This is a genomic window from Microbacterium ureisolvens (assembly GCF_019511645.1).
GTDB classification, from domain to species: domain Bacteria; phylum Actinomycetota; class Actinomycetes; order Actinomycetales; family Microbacteriaceae; genus Microbacterium; species Microbacterium ureisolvens_A.
Genome location: NZ_JAEUAX010000001.1, coordinates 539,159 through 554,904, shown reverse-complemented (window position 1 = coordinate 554,904; position 15,746 = coordinate 539,159). Strand labels below are relative to the sequence as shown.

At 70.4% G+C, this 15,746-nt stretch carries 12 protein-coding genes; all 12 read right to left on the bottom strand.

The features are described 5' to 3' along the window. Nucleotides 1-20 precede the first annotated feature (20 nt). Entirely contained in the window at nt 21-275 is a 255-nt protein-coding gene (gene rpoZ, locus JNB61_RS02610) for a DNA-directed RNA polymerase subunit omega (RefSeq protein WP_018170775.1), read from the bottom strand. A gap of 88 nt (nt 276-363) precedes the next feature. Next, the gene (gene gmk / locus JNB61_RS02605) at nt 364-1,317 is read right to left on the bottom strand and encodes a guanylate kinase (RefSeq protein ID WP_275952219.1); all 954 of its coding nucleotides are present in this window, start codon (nt 1,315-1,317) and stop codon (nt 364-366) included. Nucleotide 1,318: 1 nt separating this feature from the next. After that, on the bottom strand, nt 1,319-2,152 hold the full coding sequence (gene pyrF / locus JNB61_RS02600; RefSeq protein WP_220338661.1) for an orotidine-5'-phosphate decarboxylase: 834 nt from the start codon (nt 2,150-2,152) through the stop codon (nt 1,319-1,321). Further along, complete coding sequence (gene carB / locus JNB61_RS02595) at nt 2,149-5,433, bottom strand: carbamoyl-phosphate synthase large subunit (protein WP_220287854.1); 3,285 nt, start codon at nt 5,431-5,433, stop codon at nt 2,149-2,151. The genes pyrF and carB overlap by 4 nt, the downstream gene beginning before the upstream one ends. Continuing rightward, nucleotides 5,433-6,590, bottom strand: a complete 1,158-nt coding sequence (gene carA / locus JNB61_RS02590; RefSeq protein WP_220287852.1) for a glutamine-hydrolyzing carbamoyl-phosphate synthase small subunit — start codon at nt 6,588-6,590, stop codon at nt 5,433-5,435. Before carA ends, carB begins: the two co-directional genes overlap by 1 nt. Further along, on the bottom strand, nt 6,587-7,096 hold the full coding sequence (locus tag JNB61_RS02585; protein WP_220338660.1) for a PH-like domain-containing protein: 510 nt from the start codon (nt 7,094-7,096) through the stop codon (nt 6,587-6,589). Before JNB61_RS02585 ends, carA begins: the two co-directional genes overlap by 4 nt. Continuing rightward, nucleotides 7,093-8,403 (bottom strand): dihydroorotase, encoded by a 1,311-nt coding sequence (locus tag JNB61_RS02580; RefSeq protein WP_220338659.1) that lies wholly within the window; start codon nt 8,401-8,403, stop codon nt 7,093-7,095. Before JNB61_RS02580 ends, JNB61_RS02585 begins: the two co-directional genes overlap by 4 nt. Beyond that, nucleotides 8,400-9,407, bottom strand: coding sequence for an aspartate carbamoyltransferase catalytic subunit (locus JNB61_RS02575; protein WP_220287848.1), 1,008 nt, complete (start codon nt 9,405-9,407; stop codon nt 8,400-8,402). The genes JNB61_RS02580 and JNB61_RS02575 overlap by 4 nt, the downstream gene beginning before the upstream one ends. A gap of 10 nt (nt 9,408-9,417) precedes the next feature. Beyond that, on the bottom strand, nt 9,418-9,951 hold the full coding sequence (gene pyrR, locus JNB61_RS02570; protein WP_220287847.1) for a bifunctional pyr operon transcriptional regulator/uracil phosphoribosyltransferase PyrR: 534 nt from the start codon (nt 9,949-9,951) through the stop codon (nt 9,418-9,420). 73 nt (nt 9,952-10,024) lie between these two features. Continuing rightward, entirely contained in the window at nt 10,025-10,558 is a 534-nt protein-coding gene (locus tag JNB61_RS02565; RefSeq protein WP_220338658.1) for a DoxX family protein, read from the bottom strand. A 174-nt stretch (nt 10,559-10,732) separates the two neighbouring features. Beyond that, the gene (locus JNB61_RS02560; protein ID WP_220338657.1) at nt 10,733-12,310 is read right to left on the bottom strand and encodes a Rieske 2Fe-2S domain-containing protein; all 1,578 of its coding nucleotides are present in this window, start codon (nt 12,308-12,310) and stop codon (nt 10,733-10,735) included. Between the two features lie 111 nt (nt 12,311-12,421). Beyond that, nucleotides 12,422-15,694 (bottom strand): DEAD/DEAH box helicase, encoded by a 3,273-nt coding sequence (locus JNB61_RS02555; protein WP_308291187.1) that lies wholly within the window; start codon nt 15,692-15,694, stop codon nt 12,422-12,424. Nucleotides 15,695-15,746: the final 52 nt, after the last annotated feature.

The following is a 15,746-nucleotide window of genomic DNA, read 5'->3' as shown; positions in this document are numbered from 1 at the left end:
GGCATCGAGGGTGTGACGGATTACTCCGCGCGGCGCAGGCGCAGCTTGTCCTCGTGGATCTCGTGCATCGCGATGGTGAGCGGCTTGTCCTCGACGGTCGAGTCGACGAGCGGGCCCACGTTGTCGAACAGGTTGCCCTCGTGGAGGTCGGAGTAGTAGTCATTGATCTGGCGCGCGCGCTTGGACGCGAAGATCACGAGCTGGTACTTCGAGTCGACCTTCTCGAGCAGGCTGTCGATGGGGGGCTCGATGATGCCCTGGTTCGTTCCGGCCATGGCGAAACCTCCTGGATCGGATGGGAAAGAGAGTCTGCGGGGCCTCGGGGTGCCGAGGCATCCCACCATTCTAAGGGACGGGCGGGCGTCACCGCGCGAGGCGGGCGACTTCGTCTGCTGCGTGGGCGACGTCGTCGTTCACGACTCGGTAGTCGAACTCGCCCTGCGAGGCCAGTTCGCTCTTCGCGGTGCGCAGGCGCCGGGCCCGCTCTGCGGCGTCCTCGGTGCCACGGCCCACGAGACGCTGAACGAGCTCGTCCCAGCTCGGCGGCAGGAGGAACACGAGGGTGGCGGAGGGGTCGGCCTCGCGCACCTGGCGCGCACCCTGCAGATCGATCTCGAGGAGCACTGTACGCCCTTCGGCGAGGGCCTTCTCGATGGGGCCGCGCGGCGTGCCGTAGCGGTACGCGTTGTGGACGGTCGCGTGCTCGAGCAGCTCGCCGTCGGCGATCATGCGGTCGAACTCGGCGTCGTCGACGAAGAAGTAGTGCTCGCCATGGACCTCGCCGGGGCGCGGGGCGCGGGTCGTCGCCGATACCGACAGCAGGATCTCGGGGTGGTGCTGCTTGATGTGCGCGGCCACGGTGCCTTTGCCCACGGCGGTGGGACCGGCCAGCACGATGAGGCGGCTGCGGCCGGCGCGGGGCTCGGGCTCGGGCCAGCGGCTGTCGAGGAAATGTCGCAGATCCTCGCGCTGGCGCGAGCCGAGGCCGCCCAGACGCTTGACCGGCGAGATCTCGAGGTCGTGCAGGATGCGGTCGCGCTTGCCCTCGCCGATCGCCGGGATCGCCGTGAGGAACTCGGGCACGCGCATCGCGCCGGCGGGGGACGTCGGCTCGGCGAGGGCACGCCGCAGCAGCTCCTGCGGCGTGATCACCCGCATCGCCACGTCCTTCTTGAGGGCGGCGCGTTCCCGGCGGGCGGCGACGGCACGGCGCGAGGCGGCGACGCGGTCGACCTCGGGAGGCCTCCCCTGCGCGCCGGGGATGCGGGTCGGTGCCTTATCAGGGGTTTCCTGATCAAGGGTGCGCGAATCGGGCATTTCAATCACCACGGTAGAGAAGGGCGCGCTCGGATATGCGCGCGGCGAGCCGGTCGGGTCCGGCAGCCAGGATGCTGCGGCTCTCAGACGCTACCACCGCTTCCTGCAGGACGCCGAAGCGCTCACGCAGATGACGCGGTTCCGCGCCCTGGTGACCGAAGCCCGGGCCGAGGATCGGCGCGACCGGAACGAACGGCCGGAGGCCGGCATCCGCCCAGTCCACCGTTGCTCCGACGACGAAGCCGAGGCTCCCCCACTCGCCGTCCCCCGCGGTGCGGGCGTTGCGTTCGGAGACCTCGCGCACGATGCCGGCGGAGACCGTGTCGCCATTCCCATCGTGTGCTCGCTGCAGTCCGAGGGCCTCGGGGTTGCTCGTCGCGGCGAGCACGAACACGCCCTTGCCGTGGCGCAGCGCGAGGTCGAACGTGCCGTCGAGCGCGCCGACGCCCAGGAATGGGTTCACCGTGAGCGCGTCGGCCTCGAGCGGCGAGCCGGGTGTGAGCCATGCCTTGGCGTACGCGTCCATCGTGGTGCCGATGTCGCCCCGCTTGGCGTCCGCGATCACCAGGAGTCCGGCATCGCGCGCCGCCGCGAGCACGTCCTCGAGGGCGGCGAAGCCCGCCGAGCCGCGCACCTCGAAGAATGAGACCTGAGGCTTGACGACCGCGACCCGGCCGGCGGCTGCCTCGACCACGCGCAGGCCGAACTCGCGCACTCCGGCGGCGGAGGCATCCAATCCCCACTCCGCGAGCAGGTGGGCGTGCGGATCGATGCCGACGCACAGCTGGCCGTGCGCCGTCATCCCCGCGCGGATGCGCTCGCCGAATGAGCTCATGCGCCCACCCGGTCGGCCGCGTACTCCTGCAGGCTCTTCACGTCGAAGCCGTTGCGCAGCACCGGCAGTGCGCTCACTGCGGCACCCAGCACGGCCATCGTGGTGAACAGCGCCTTGTCGCCGGCCACCGCCGCGGCGCGGATCTCGTAGCCGTCGGCGCGGGTCGCGCCGCCGGATGGCGTGTTGACGACGATGTCGATCTCGCCGGCGTTGATCAGGTCGACGATGTTGGTGCCACCCGAGTCATGCGTCTCGGAGTACTTGCCCACGACGCGCACGTCGATGCCGTTGCGCGACAGGATCTCGGCGGTGCCCTCGGTCGCCACGAGATCGAAGCCCAGCTCCTTCAGCCGGTGGGCCGGGAGGATCACGGCGCGCTTGTCGGCGTCGGCGACCGAGATGAAGACGGTGCCGGACTGCGGCATGCCGCCGTACGCGGCGTCCTGCGACTTCGCGAACGCGGTCGGGAAGTCGCGGTCGATGCCCATGACCTCCCCGGTCGAGCGCATCTCGGGTCCGAGCACGGAGTCGACGGTCTGACCGTCGCGGGTGCGGAAGCGCTTGAACGGCAGCACGGCCTCCTTGACCGCGACGGGGGCATCGAGCGGGACGCGCGAGCCGTCCTGCTCGGGCAGCAGCCCCTCCGCCTTGAGCTCCGCGACCGTCGCACCGGCCATGATGCGCGACGCGGCCTTCGCCAGCGGGATGCCGAGCGCCTTGGAGACGAACGGCACGGTGCGGCTGGCGCGCGGGTTGGCCTCGATCACGTAGAGCACGCCGGCCGAGATCGCGAACTGCACGTTGAGAAGTCCCCGCACGCCCACCCCCTCGGCGATGGCGCGCGTCGCCTCGCGGACGCGGTCGATGTCGGTGCGACCGAGGCTCACCGGCGGCAGCGTGCACGACGAGTCGCCGGAGTGGATGCCGGCCTCCTCGAGGTGCTCCATGACGCCGCCGATGTACAGCTCGTCGCCGTCGTACAGCGCGTCGACGTCGAGCTCGATCGCATCGTCGAGGAACCGGTCGACGAGCAGCGGCAGGCCCGGGCCGATGATCGCCTCACCGGCGACGCGGACGAAGTAGTCGCGCAGCGCCTCGGTCGAGTACACGATCTCCATGCCGCGGCCGCCCAGCACGAAACTCGGGCGCACCAGGACCGGGTAGCCGATCTCCTCGGCGACCGCGACCGCGCCCTCGACGTCGACCGCGGTGCCGTTGCGCGGCGCGACGAGACCGGCGTCGTCGAGCAGGCGCGAGAAGAGCTCGCGCTCCTCGGCGAGGTCGATCGCGGCGGGCTTGGTGCCGAGGATGGTGTAGCCGGCCTCCTCGATGCCCTTGGCGAGGCCGAGGGGCGTCTGCCCGCCGAGCTGGCAGATGACGCCGAGGATCTTCCCGGACTGCGCCTCCGCGTGCAGCACCTCGAGCACGTCCTCCAGCGTCAGCGGCTCGAAGTAGAGGCGGTCGGACGTGTCGTAGTCGGTCGAGACCGTCTCGGGGTTGCAGTTCACCATGACCGTCTCGTAGCCGGCGTCCGACAGGGCGAATGACGCGTGCACGCACGAGTAGTCGAACTCGACGCCCTGGCCGATGCGGTTCGGGCCGGAGCCGATGATGACGACCTTGGTGCGCTCCGACGGCGTCACCTCGGTCTCGAAGTCGTAGCTCGAGTAGTGGTAAGGCGTGAGCGCCGGGAACTCCCCCGCGCACGTGTCGACCGTCTTGTAGACAGGGCGGATGCCGAGACCGTGACGGATGCCGCGCACCTGGGTCTCGCTGTCACCGCGCAGCTGCGCGACCTGGGCGTCGCTGAAGCCGTGCTCCTTCGCGATGCGGAGGGTGGCGGCATCCAACTCGTCCGCCTTCGCCACGAACTCGGCGACCTCGTTGATGAGGACGATCTGGTCGAGGAACCACGGGTCGATCTTGGTGGCCTCGAAGGCCTGCGCGACCGTGGCGCCCTTGCGCAGCGCCTGCTGGAGCACGACGATGCGGCCGTCGGTCGGGGTCTTCGCGATCTCGAGGAGCTCCTCTGCCGAACGAGGCTCCTCGCCCCAGTGGAAGCTCGAGCCGCGCTTCTCGAGGGAGCGCAGCGCCTTCTGCAGTGCGGTCGCGTAGTTGCGGCCGATCGCCATCGCCTCGCCCACCGACTTCATGGTGGTGGTGAGCGTCGTGTCGGCGGCCGGGAACTTCTCGAAGTTGAAGCGGGGCACCTTGACGACGACGTAGTCGAGGGTCGGCTCGAAGCTCGCCGGCGTCACCTTCGTGATGTCGTTGGGGATCTCGTCGAGGCGGTAGCCGATCGCGAGCTTCGCGGCGATCTTCGCGATCGGGAAGCCGGTGGCCTTGGAGGCGAGCGCCGACGAGCGGGACACGCGCGGGTTCATCTCGATGACGATGACGCGACCGGTCTGGGGGTCGACGGCGAACTGGATGTTGCAGCCGCCGGTGTCGACGCCCACCGCGCGGATGATGTCGATGCCGATGTCGCGGAGCTTCTGGTATTCGCGGTCGGTGAGGGTGAGCGCCGGCGCCACCGTGATCGAGTCGCCGGTGTGCACGCCGACCGGGTCGACGTTCTCGATCGAGCAGACGACGACCGTGTTGTCGGCGGTGTCGCGCATGAGCTCGAGCTCGTACTCCTTCCACCCGAGGATCGACTCCTCGAGCAGCACCTCGTTCGTCGGCGAGTCGTGCAGGCCCGCCCCGCCGATGCGGCGGAGGTCCTCCTCGTCGTACGCGAAGCCCGAGCCGAGGCCGCCCATCGTGAACGACGGGCGCACGACGAGCGGGTAGCCGAGCTTCTCGGCGCCTGCGAGCAGCTCCTCCATGGTGTGGCAGATGACGGACGCGGCGACATCGGCGCCCGCCGCGATCACCAGCTCCTTGAAGATCTGGCGGTCCTCGCCCTTGTTGATCGCCTCGAAGTCTGCGCCGATGAGCTCGACGCCGTACTTCTCCAGGACACCGTGCTTGTGCAGGTCGATCGCCGCGTTGAGCGCGGTCTGACCGCCGAGTGTCGGCAGGATCGCGTCGGGCTTCTCCTTCGCGATGATCGTCTCGATCACGCGCCAGTTGATCGGCTCGATGTAGGTCGCGTCGGCGAAGTCCGGGTCGGTCATGATCGTCGCCGGATTGGAGTTCACCAGGATGACCCGCACGCCCTCGTCGCGGAGTACGCGGCAGGCCTGCGTGCCGGAGTAGTCGAACTCGCAGGCCTGGCCGATGACGATCGGGCCCGATCCGATGACCAGGACGGAGTTGATGTCGTCGCGCTTGGGCATTACTTCGCATCCTTCGTGGAGTTGTGGGCGACGACCAGGTCGCGGAACCGGTCGAACAGGTAGTTGGCGTCGTGGGGTCCGGCGGCGGCTTCGGGGTGGTACTGCACCGAGAACGCCGGGATGTCGAGCGCGCGCAGGCCCTCGACGACCTGGTCGTTGAGGCCGACGTGGCTGACCTCGACCTTGCCGTAGCCGTTGGGGCTGTCGAACTCCCCCTCGACCGGCGCGTCGACTGCAAAGCCGTGGTTGTGCGCGGTGATCTCGACGCGGCCGGTGGCCTTGTCGAGCACGGGCTGGTTGATGCCGCGGTGGCCGAACGGGAGCTTGTACGTGCCGAGGCCGAGGGCGCGGCCCAGCAGCTGGTTGCCGAAGCAGATGCCGAAGAACGGCAGGCCGTCGTCGAGCACACCGCGCAGGAGCTCCACGTGGTCGCCCGATGCGGCGGGGTCGCCGGGGCCGTTGGAGTAGAACACGGCCACCGGGTCGATGGCGCGGATGCCGTCGATCGTGACGTCCTGCGGGAGGACGTGCACCTCGAAGCCCCGGGCCGCCAGGTTGTCCACCGTGGCCTGCTTCACGCCGAGGTCGAGCACCGCGAGGTTGCCGATGCGCTCGCCCTTCGCGGGCGTGACCTCGGCGGCGGCGACCGAGACCTGCGCGGAGAGGTTCCGGCCGGCCATCTGGGGCGCCTCGCGCACGAGACGGAGCTGCTCGTCAGGGTCGATCGCGGCGGCCTCGCCGGAGAAGATGGCGCCGCGCATGCTGCCGGCCGAGCGGATGTGGCGGGTGACCGCGCGGGTGTCGATGCCGCTGATGCCGACGACGCCGTCGTTGACAAGGGCGTCGTCGAGGGACTCGTCGGCACGCCAGTTCGACACGACGCGGGACGGGTCGCGCACGATGTAGCCCGACACCCAGATGCGGCGGGACTCAGGATCCTCGTCGTTCATGCCGGTGTTGCCGATGTGGGGCGCCGTCTGGAGCACGATCTGGCCGGCGTACGACGGGTCGGTCAGGGTCTCCTGGTAGCCGGTCATGCCGGTGGCGAAGACCACTTCGCCGATGGTGGTGCCGAGGGCGCCGTAGGCGCGCCCGACATGGCGGGTCCCGTCCTCGAGCACGAGGACGGCCGGGTCGGTCTGGAACAGGGATGTCATGCGTCGGTTCCCGTCTGGGTCGGGGGAAGGATGCCGGCCACGGCGTCCGCGAGGGCGCGGGCGGAGGCATCCTGGGGTCGGAGATAGGAGTCGACGACGGTGCCGTCGTCGAGGCGCCACGCGAGGCGCACGAGGCCGTCGGGTTCGACCACGCGGTCGATCGCGACCGTCGCCTGGGCGACGTCCTCGATGCGGTCGGCGGCGACGAACACGCGCGGCCTGCCGGTGAGATCGAGCGCGACCCCGGCGTCGGTCACGGTCACGTCGGAGCGCGAGCGGAAGGCGAGGCCGCCGATCGCGAGACGCTCGAGCGGCTCGCCGTGACGCGTGGTCGCGACGTACAGCGCCGGCCACGCCGAGAGGGTGGCGGCGCCGGCGGGGATCTCGCCGACCGGGGCCACCAGGTCGGCGTCGCGCCGGGTTCGTCGCCACCACGCCCACACGAGCACGCCGAGGAGCACGACCGTGACGGCCACGATGACACCGAGGGCGCCCTCGCGGGTCATGCGCGCACCCCGGGTGTGTCGAGCAGTGCGCCGTCGGCGACGGTGACGGTCCCCTGGTGCAGCGTCCAGCGCACCTCGCCGGGCAGCTCGCGACCGAGGTAGGGCGAGTTCACGCTGCGACCGCGCAGGTCGTCGGTGGTGAAGGTGCGGCGCGGGGCCGGGTCGTAGAAGGCGAGCGACGCGGGCTGGCCCTCGGTGAGGGGGGTTCCGTGGCCGGCGAGGCGGCCGATGCGGGCGGGCTCGCGGGACATGACGCGTGCGACGTCGCCCCACGTGATGAGTCCGGTGTCGACCATCGACTGCTGGACGACGCGCAGGGCGCTCTCGAGCCCGACCATGCCGTTCGCGGCCGCGTGCCACTCGCACGCCTTGGCCTCGGCCGGGTGTGGCGCGTGGTCGGTGGCGACGATGTCGATCGTGCCGTCCGCCAGCCCCTCCCGCACGGCGAGGACGTCCTCCTCGCGGCGCAGCGGCGGATTCACCTTGAACCGGGCGTCGTAGTCGCGCACCAGCTCGTCGGTGAGGAGCAGGTGGTGGGGCGTGACCTCGGCCGTGACATTCACGCCGCGGCGCTTGGCCCAGCGGATGATCTCGACCGACCCGGCGGTCGAGAGGTGGCACACGTGCAGGCGCGAGCCGACATGCTCGGCGAGGAGCACGTCGCGCGCGATGATGGACTCCTCGGCGACGGCCGGCCAGCCGGCGAGCCCGAGCTCGGCCGACACGGCGCCTTCGTTCATCTGCGCACCCTCGGTCAGTCGAGGGTCCTGTGCGTGCTGGGCGATGACGCCGTCGAACGCCTTCACGTACTCGAGCGCGCGCCGCATGATCAGCGGGTCCCACACGCAGAAGCCGTCGTCGCTGAAGACGCGGACCCGGGCTCGGGAGTCGGCCATGGCGCCGAGCTCGGCGAGGCGCTCGCCCTTCTGCCCGACGGTCACGGCCCCGATCGGCTGAACGGTGACGTAGCCGGCGGCCTCGCCGAGCGCCAGCTCCTGCTCGACGACGCCCGCGGTGTCGGCGACCGGAGACGTGTTGGGCATCGCGAACACGGCGGTGTACCCGCCGGCGGCGGCGGCGCGCGATCCGGTGAGGATCGTCTCGGATGCCTCGTAGCCGGGCTCGCGCAGGTGCGTGTGGAGGTCGACGAGGCCGGGCAGGAGCACCAGTCCGTCGACGTCGATCTCGGTCGCGCCGGCGCGGTCGACCCCCGCGCCGATGGCGGCGATGACGCCGTTCTCGACCAGGACGTCTGCGGCCGTCGATCCTTCGACCAGCGCTCCGCGGAAGAGAAGGGTCTCGCTCATCGGGTGTTCTCCTTCTCTTCGCCGTCCGGGGCGCCGGCCGCCGACGGGTTCTCGGCCGGGGTGCGCTCCGCGCCCGCCAGCAGCAGGTAAAGCGCCGCCATGCGCACCGAGACGCCGTTGGCGACCTGCTCGAGCACGGTCGAGCGCGGCGAGTCAGCGGCTTCTGCGGAGATCTCCAGGCCCCGGTTCATGGGTCCGGGGTGCATGACAATGCTATCCGCTCCGAGTGCCTGGAGTCGGCGCGCGTCCAGGCCCCAGCGGCGCGAATACTCCCGTTCAGTAGGGAAATACGCCGCGTTCATGCGCTCCAGCTGAATGCGCAGCATCATCAGCGCGTCGGGGCCCGCCGCGATCGCCTCATCGAGGTCGTACACGACGTCGACCGGCCAGTTCGACATGTCCTGCGGCACCAGCGTGGGCGGCGACACGAGGGTGACCTTCGCGCCGAGCCTGGTCAGCAGCCACACGTTCGAACGCGCGACCCGCGAGTGCAGCACATCGCCGACGATGGTGACCTTGACGTCGGCGAGGTCGCGCCCGCGGCTGTGGTCGCCGAAGCGGCGCTTGCGGATCGTGAACGCGTCGAGCAGTGCCTGCGTCGGGTGCTCATGCGTCCCGTCGCCCGCGTTGACGACGCCGGCGCTGATCCAGCCGCTGGTGGCGAGGGTGCGCGGCGCCCCCGACGCGCCGTGGCGGATGACGACGGCATCCGCCCCCATCGCCTGCAGCGTCTGCGCGGTGTCCTGCAGCGACTCGCCCTTCGAGACGCTGGAGCCCTTCGCCGAGAAGTTGATGACATCGGCCGAGAGCCGCTTCGCGGCAGCCTCGAACGAGATGCGGGTGCGCGTGGAGTCCTCGAAGAAGAGGTTCACGACGGTCTTGCCGCGCAGCGTCGGGAGCTTCTTGACCTCGCGCCGCTGCGTATCGGCCATGTCCTCCGCGACGTCGAGGATGCGCAGCGCCTCCTCGCGCGAGAGAGTCTGGGTGTCGAGCAGGTGTCTCATCTCCCGGACGTCACCGTCCCTCGATCGTGACCGATTCGGAGCCGTCGGTCTCGGCGAGGTGCACGTTCACGCGCTCGTCCCGGGCGCTCGGCAGGTTCTTGCCGACGAAGTCGGGCCGGATGGGCAGTTCGCGGTGCCCGCGGTCGACCAGCGTCGCCAGCCGCACGGCGGCCGGACGGCCGATGTCCTGCAGGGCGTCGAGTGCGGCACGGATGCTGCGGCCCGAGAACAGCACGTCATCCACGAGCACGACGACCTTGCCGTCGATCCCGCCGGCCGGGATCTGCGTCGGCTGCGGCGCGCGGGTCGGATTGCGGTGCAGGTCGTCGCGGTACATCGTGACGTCGAGAGAGCCGACCGGGACGGCGGCGCCGCTGAACTCGGCGACGAGCGCGCCGATGCGGTGGGCGAGGGTCACGCCGCGCGTGGGGATGCCGAGGAGGACCAGTCCTTCGGGACCTTTGTTGGACTCGAGGATCTCGTGGGAGATCCGGGTCAGGGCCCGGGCGATGTCGGCCTCATGCAGCACGGTTCGCGTGCTCATCCGCCGCTCCCTTCTCCGCCTCACGGGACGGTGTTAAAGGTTGCTGTGATCGGCGTCCAGTCTACGACACGGCTCAGCGGCGCGCGGGTCCGCGCAGCACGCGGGATGCCACGACGAGCGCGGCGGCGATCAGCACGGCGTTCTTGAAGATGTACTGGCCGGTGAGCGTCGGACCGACTGGACCGAAGACCTCGGCGGGCAGCAGCACGATCGGCGACAGGATGCCGACGAACGCGAGAGCGAGCACCACGAGGCCGACGCGGGCGAACGCGCCGCCGGCGATCAGGAGCGCACCCGCGGCTACCTCGATCACGGCGGTGGCCACGAGCGCGGCCTGCCCGCTGACGAGTCCGAACGTGAGCTTCTCCCATGTGCGGCTGACGAGCTCCTCCACGGGGCTCACCCCGGGGAAGAACTTCAGGGCGCCGAAGACGACGAAGACGGCGCCCAGGGCGATGCGCAGAGCGGGGATGCTCCAACGCTGCAGCGAGGCCTTCAGCGCCGCCTCGGCGCGCGCCTCCCACGTGAGAAGCGTGGTGAAAGGGGTCGGACGACCGGTGGACGCGGGGACGACGCCGCCGGCGCCGTGGATGGGAACGGTGGTCATGGCGTGATTCCTTCGGGTTCTGATCGCCCGCGATCGCGGGCACGGTGATCAGGACCCCGCGAGACCACAGGGTGATACGAACCGCCCCGATTCAGCGTCGATTCCACACATCACCCGGGAGCAGAACGCCGGCCGGTTGTGGATCATCTACAACGAGCCGGCGTTCCCGCGCCGTCAGGCGGCGGGGGTCGTCGCCGCGCGATACAGGTCGTCCTCGACCTGCGACGCCCGGATCGGGTGCCCCTGGCTCGTCAGGCACTTGCCGGTGGCGAGATCCCACTTCCAGTCGTGCAGCGAGCACGTGAGGACGCCGTCCTCGATCTTCCCGGTCTTGGTGAGGTCGGCGCGCAGATGGGGGCAGCGGCGCTGCACGATCCAGTCCCCCAGCTGTGCGTCCTCGGTCTGGTCGGTCTGCTCCGCGTACCAGTTCTCGACATACTCGATGCGGTCGCGCGACAGGCACTTGAGGAACGTGGTGAGGAACTCGTTGAACTTCCCGCTGCGCCCGACCTCGAACTGCATCGACAGGAAGATCGAGTTCGACCAGTCGATCTCATGGTCGGCGATGTTGGTCGAGACGAGGTCCGCCGGGATCGTGTACCAGTAGATGCACTCGTCGCCCTCGGCGAATTCGCGCACCTTCGCCTTCGGGAAATCGACGACCATGTCGAGCTCGCCGATGCGGAAGCGCACCACGCCGCCGACGCCGTTGCGGATGGTCCGCGCGCGGCGCAGCAGCGGCTCCCACCATTCCTTGATCGCGGTGAGCATCTCGGCGGGCGGCAGCACGGCGGCGCGCGACGCCTCTTCGGCGCGCACCTCGTCCTGACGGGAATCGCGCTGCTCGGCGAGGTAGGCCCACTTGTCGTCGAAGACGCGGTCGATCTCGGCCTGGGTGTAGAGCGTCTGGGTCACCGAGATCTCGCCGCCGTTCAGCTCCACCACCGTGCCGGGGACGAACTCGTACCCCTTCTGCTCGGGGCGCAGCTGGGCCATGTGTGCGAGGAACTGGCGCTGGTCGGTGAAGATCGCGTCGTCGTCGATGCCGTAGCCGTTGTACTTGAAGAGCTCTTCCCGCAGGAACATCGGGGGTCCGGCCATCGGGAAGACGTGCTCGGCATCGACCTTCTCGATGTAGTACATGGCGCGCTTGTTCTGCGCGTCGCGCTTGAGCTTGGCGAAATTCTGCTTGGCGTCCTGGGGAAGGTCGTAGACCATAGGCCACCAGATCGCGCCCGACACCTGCGTGAAATACGCCTCCGGCTTCGAGAAGGACATCAGCTTCTCGAGGTCGAGCGGGTGGGAGTCGTTCTGGTTCAGGATGCTCGCGGTGCCGTCGTCGACGCTCAGCGACGAATCCCCGATCGGGCCGTCGCTCGGAGCGCGCAGCGGTGTCACCATGATCTTGAGGTCGCCGAACTCCAGCGGCACGCCGGCCTGGGTGTAGACGATGTTGTCGTACCCCAGCCCCCGCAGATCCTGCTCGAGGTCGTCCGTCGGATAGTCCGGCAGCAGGACCTTGATGTCCTTCGGCACGTACTTGTGCATGAGCGCCGGGTCGAAGTGGTCGCGGTGGCGGTGCGAGATGTACAGGAAGTCGGCCTTGCCGTACCTCTCCCAGTCGAGCGCCCGGTTGTCGGGGAACGGGAACCACGACCCGAAGAAGGTCGGCCCGATCACCGGGTCGCAGAGGATGCTCCCTCCGGCCGTCTCGATGAACATTCCGGCGTGGCCGAGGCCCGTGATGCGCATGGGTTGCCCTCCTGTCGAACCAGACGAGTCTAGGTGAGGCTCGCGGGGCGCACCGGATCGCCCGCCGTGCAAAACGTGATCCGCTCCGCTCGGGACCGCTCGCCCTGCCCGTCAGTCCTCGAACAGCCCGCGGATGTCGTCGGCGGTGAGCGCCTGGCCGAACAGCGCATCGTCGTCCATGACCGACCGGAAGAGGCGCGCCTTGCGCTGCTGCAGCGCCATCACCTTCTCCTCGATCGTGCCGTTCGCGATGAGGCGGTAGACCATGACGCTGCGGTGCTGCCCGATGCGGTGCGCGCGGTCGACCGCCTGCGCCTCGGCCGCGGGGTTCCACCACGGGTCGAGCAGGAAGACGTAATCCGCCTCGGTCAGCGTGAGCCCGAACCCGCCCGCCTTCAGGCTGATGAGGAACACCCGCGCCTCTCCCCCGCGGAAGGCGGCGACGGCGGCATCGCGGTCGCGCGTCGATCCGTCGAGGTACGCGTATGGGATGCCGCGTGCCTCGAGCTGCGCCGCGACCAGACCGAGGAACGACGTGAACTGACTGAAGACGAGCGCCCGGTGCCCCTCCGCCAGCGCCTCGTCGAGCTGCTCGAACAGCGCGGCGAGCTTGCTCGGAGCGATACTCGCATACGCCGGATCGACCAGCTCGGGCGCCAGGCTCAGCATGCGCAGCAGCGTGAGCGATCGGAAGACGATGAACCGGTTGCGGTCGAGGTCGTCGAGGAGTCCGAGCACCTTCTGGCGTTCGCGCTGCAGCACCGTGTCGTAGAGGGCGCGGTGCGCGGCGCCCAGCTCGATGCGCACCTCCTGCTCCTGTTTGGCAGGGAGGTCCGCGGCCACGAGTTCCTTCGTGCGGCGCAGCACGAGCGGACGGATGCGGCGCCTCAGCCGCGCGAGGCGGCCGGCGCGGTACACGCCGCCCTCCTGGTTCTCGGGCACCTTCCCCTTCTCGATCGGCCCCACGTACTCCTCGCGGAACCGGCGGCTCGAGGCGAACAGCCCGGGCGCCGTGAGCGAGAGCAGCGCCCACAGCTCGGTGAGGCTGTTCTCCAGCGGCGTGCCGGTCACCGCGAACACGACGTCCGCCGACAGGTCGCGCGCCGCCCGGTATGCCTTGGTCTGGCTGTTCTTGACGAATTGCGCCTCGTCGAGGATGAGGCCCGCCCAGTCCACGGCGCCGAACTCGCGCTCGTCGAGCCGGAGCAGCGTGTACGACGTGACGACGATGTCGGCGATGGCGGCAGCATCCGTCACCGCCGCCGCGCGCTTCGCGCGCGTCGCGTCGATGAGGGCGACCCGCAGATCGGGCGTGAACCGGGCTGCCTCGCCGCGCCACGTCGACAGCACGGAGGTCGGCGCCACCACGAGGAACGGTCGCGCCTCGCCCTGCTCGCGGGCGTGGGCGATGAGCGCCAGCAGCTGCAGCGTCTTTCCGAGGCCCATGTCGTCGGCGAGGATGCCGCCGAGGCGGTGCTCCCACAGGAAGGCGAGCCAGTCGTAGCCGGCGCGCTGGTACGGCCTCAACTCCGCGTGGAGCGCCGACGGCAGCGGGGCCGAGGGGACGCCGTCGGCGTCGCGCAGCGCCTCGACGGTCGCGCGCCATGACACCGCCGGCTGCGCCTCGTCGGCGAGGTCCTCGAAGTCTGCCCAGAGTGCGGTCTGGTAGCGGCTGATGCGGGGACCGGTCTCCCACTCGTCGAGGTCGCCGGCCTCGTCGATGAGCTCCCGCAGCCGCTGGAGTGCGGGGTGCGACAGCGAGAAGTAGGCGCCGTCGCTCAGGAGGATCTTCTTGCGTCCGCGCGAAAGGGCGGTGAAAAGTGCACCGAACGGGATGCGGCGTCCGTCGATCGTCACGACGACGCCGAGGTCGAACCAGTCCGGATCGTTCGTCTCGACCGTGGTGATGTCGATGCGCGGATCGCCGGCGAGCTCGCGGTACTGCGGGCGCTCCCCCGAGATCTCGACCCGCACGTCGGTGTCGGCCTCGAGCAGCGGCAGCAGCCGGGACGCGAACTCCGCGGCGTCGAGGCCGGTGAGCGTATCGGCCGAGGCGAAGTCGACGGGAGCATGGTCGCGCCACAGCGCCTCGACGCGGGCGCGGATCGCCGTCTCGGCCGCGGGGTCGCGGTCGCCTGCGGTCGACTCGAGCCCCAGAAGGTCACCGTCGCCGTAGCGCCACGACAGCGTGTAGACCAGTCGGTGATTCGGCTCGAAGTGCACGCGCGCGACGAGCCGCGGTCGTGGCGGCGGGGCGATGTCGATGCCCGGGGCGTCGACCTCGACCCGGCGTGCGATACGGGGCAGGTGCTCGCGGGCGAACTCCTCGGCCTCAGCGCCCGGCACCACGACCGGCTCGCGGGCCATGAGGAGCGCGGGGACGGGGTCGGGCAGGCTGACCGCGGCGAGCACCAGGTCGATGCGCTCGCGCGCGACCGTGAACCGGTAGACGCCGGTGCGCCCGACCGGGCGCAGGGCCGCAGCATCCGCTCGCTCGCCGTCGATCGTGAGGAGCGGCGCGATCTCGAGCCCGCGGCCGGTGCGGACGGCCTGCACGGTGACCGTCGCCGAGCCCGCGAGGGTGACGGTGGCGGAGCGCTTGGTCGCAACGAGCGGGATGCCGCGATCCTGGGCGCCCGCGAGGTGCGCCCAGACCAGGCTCGACTCGATGTCATCGAGCGTGAGCCATTCCGAGACGTCGGAGAAAGCGCCGAACGAGCGCACGTCGCGGCCGATGCTGTGCAGCTCCGCGAACCAGCGCGCCTGCGCGGGGTCGAAGGCGGTGGTCGGCCGGCGCAGGGCGTCCCACGAGACGCCGCCCTTGATCCAGGCCTCGGAGCGAGCGGAGCGCGCGAGCGGGCGAAGGCCGACGAGGACGTCGGCGCCGTGCTGGTGCAGACCGCGCGGCGTCGCGGACTCGACGCGCGCCGGTGCCCATGTCGACGCTCCGCGCCGGATCCGCTGGCGGAGTTCGACACCGAGGGCGAGCGGGGTCCACGCGCGTTCGGTCACCGGAGAGGGCGCGAACACGTCGCGCCACGAGGACCCGCGCTCGGACGCCGGCGCGGCGGCGGCGAGCCGATTGCTCGCGAGCAGCGTCGCGACGGTGTGCTTGCAGTCGAACTGCACGGGGCACGTGCAGGACGTCGCTGCGATCGGGTGGTCCGCGCGCTGCACGTCGAGTCGCACGCGACAGCGATACGTGCGTCCGCCGCTTCCCGCGACGACCGCCTCGATGACGGAGGTGAGAGGATCCCACTCGACGCGTTCCACGGCGCCGTCGGCGAAGTACCCGACGCCGCGCTCGTACGTGCCGCTGTCGACGAACCGGCGGATGTGCCCGGGGTCGACGTACGGAGGGAGTCCGGCGGACGGCGGGGTCACGGCATCCATCCTGCCCGCTCCCGCCGACACGCGGGCGGGTGCCCGCTCGTCG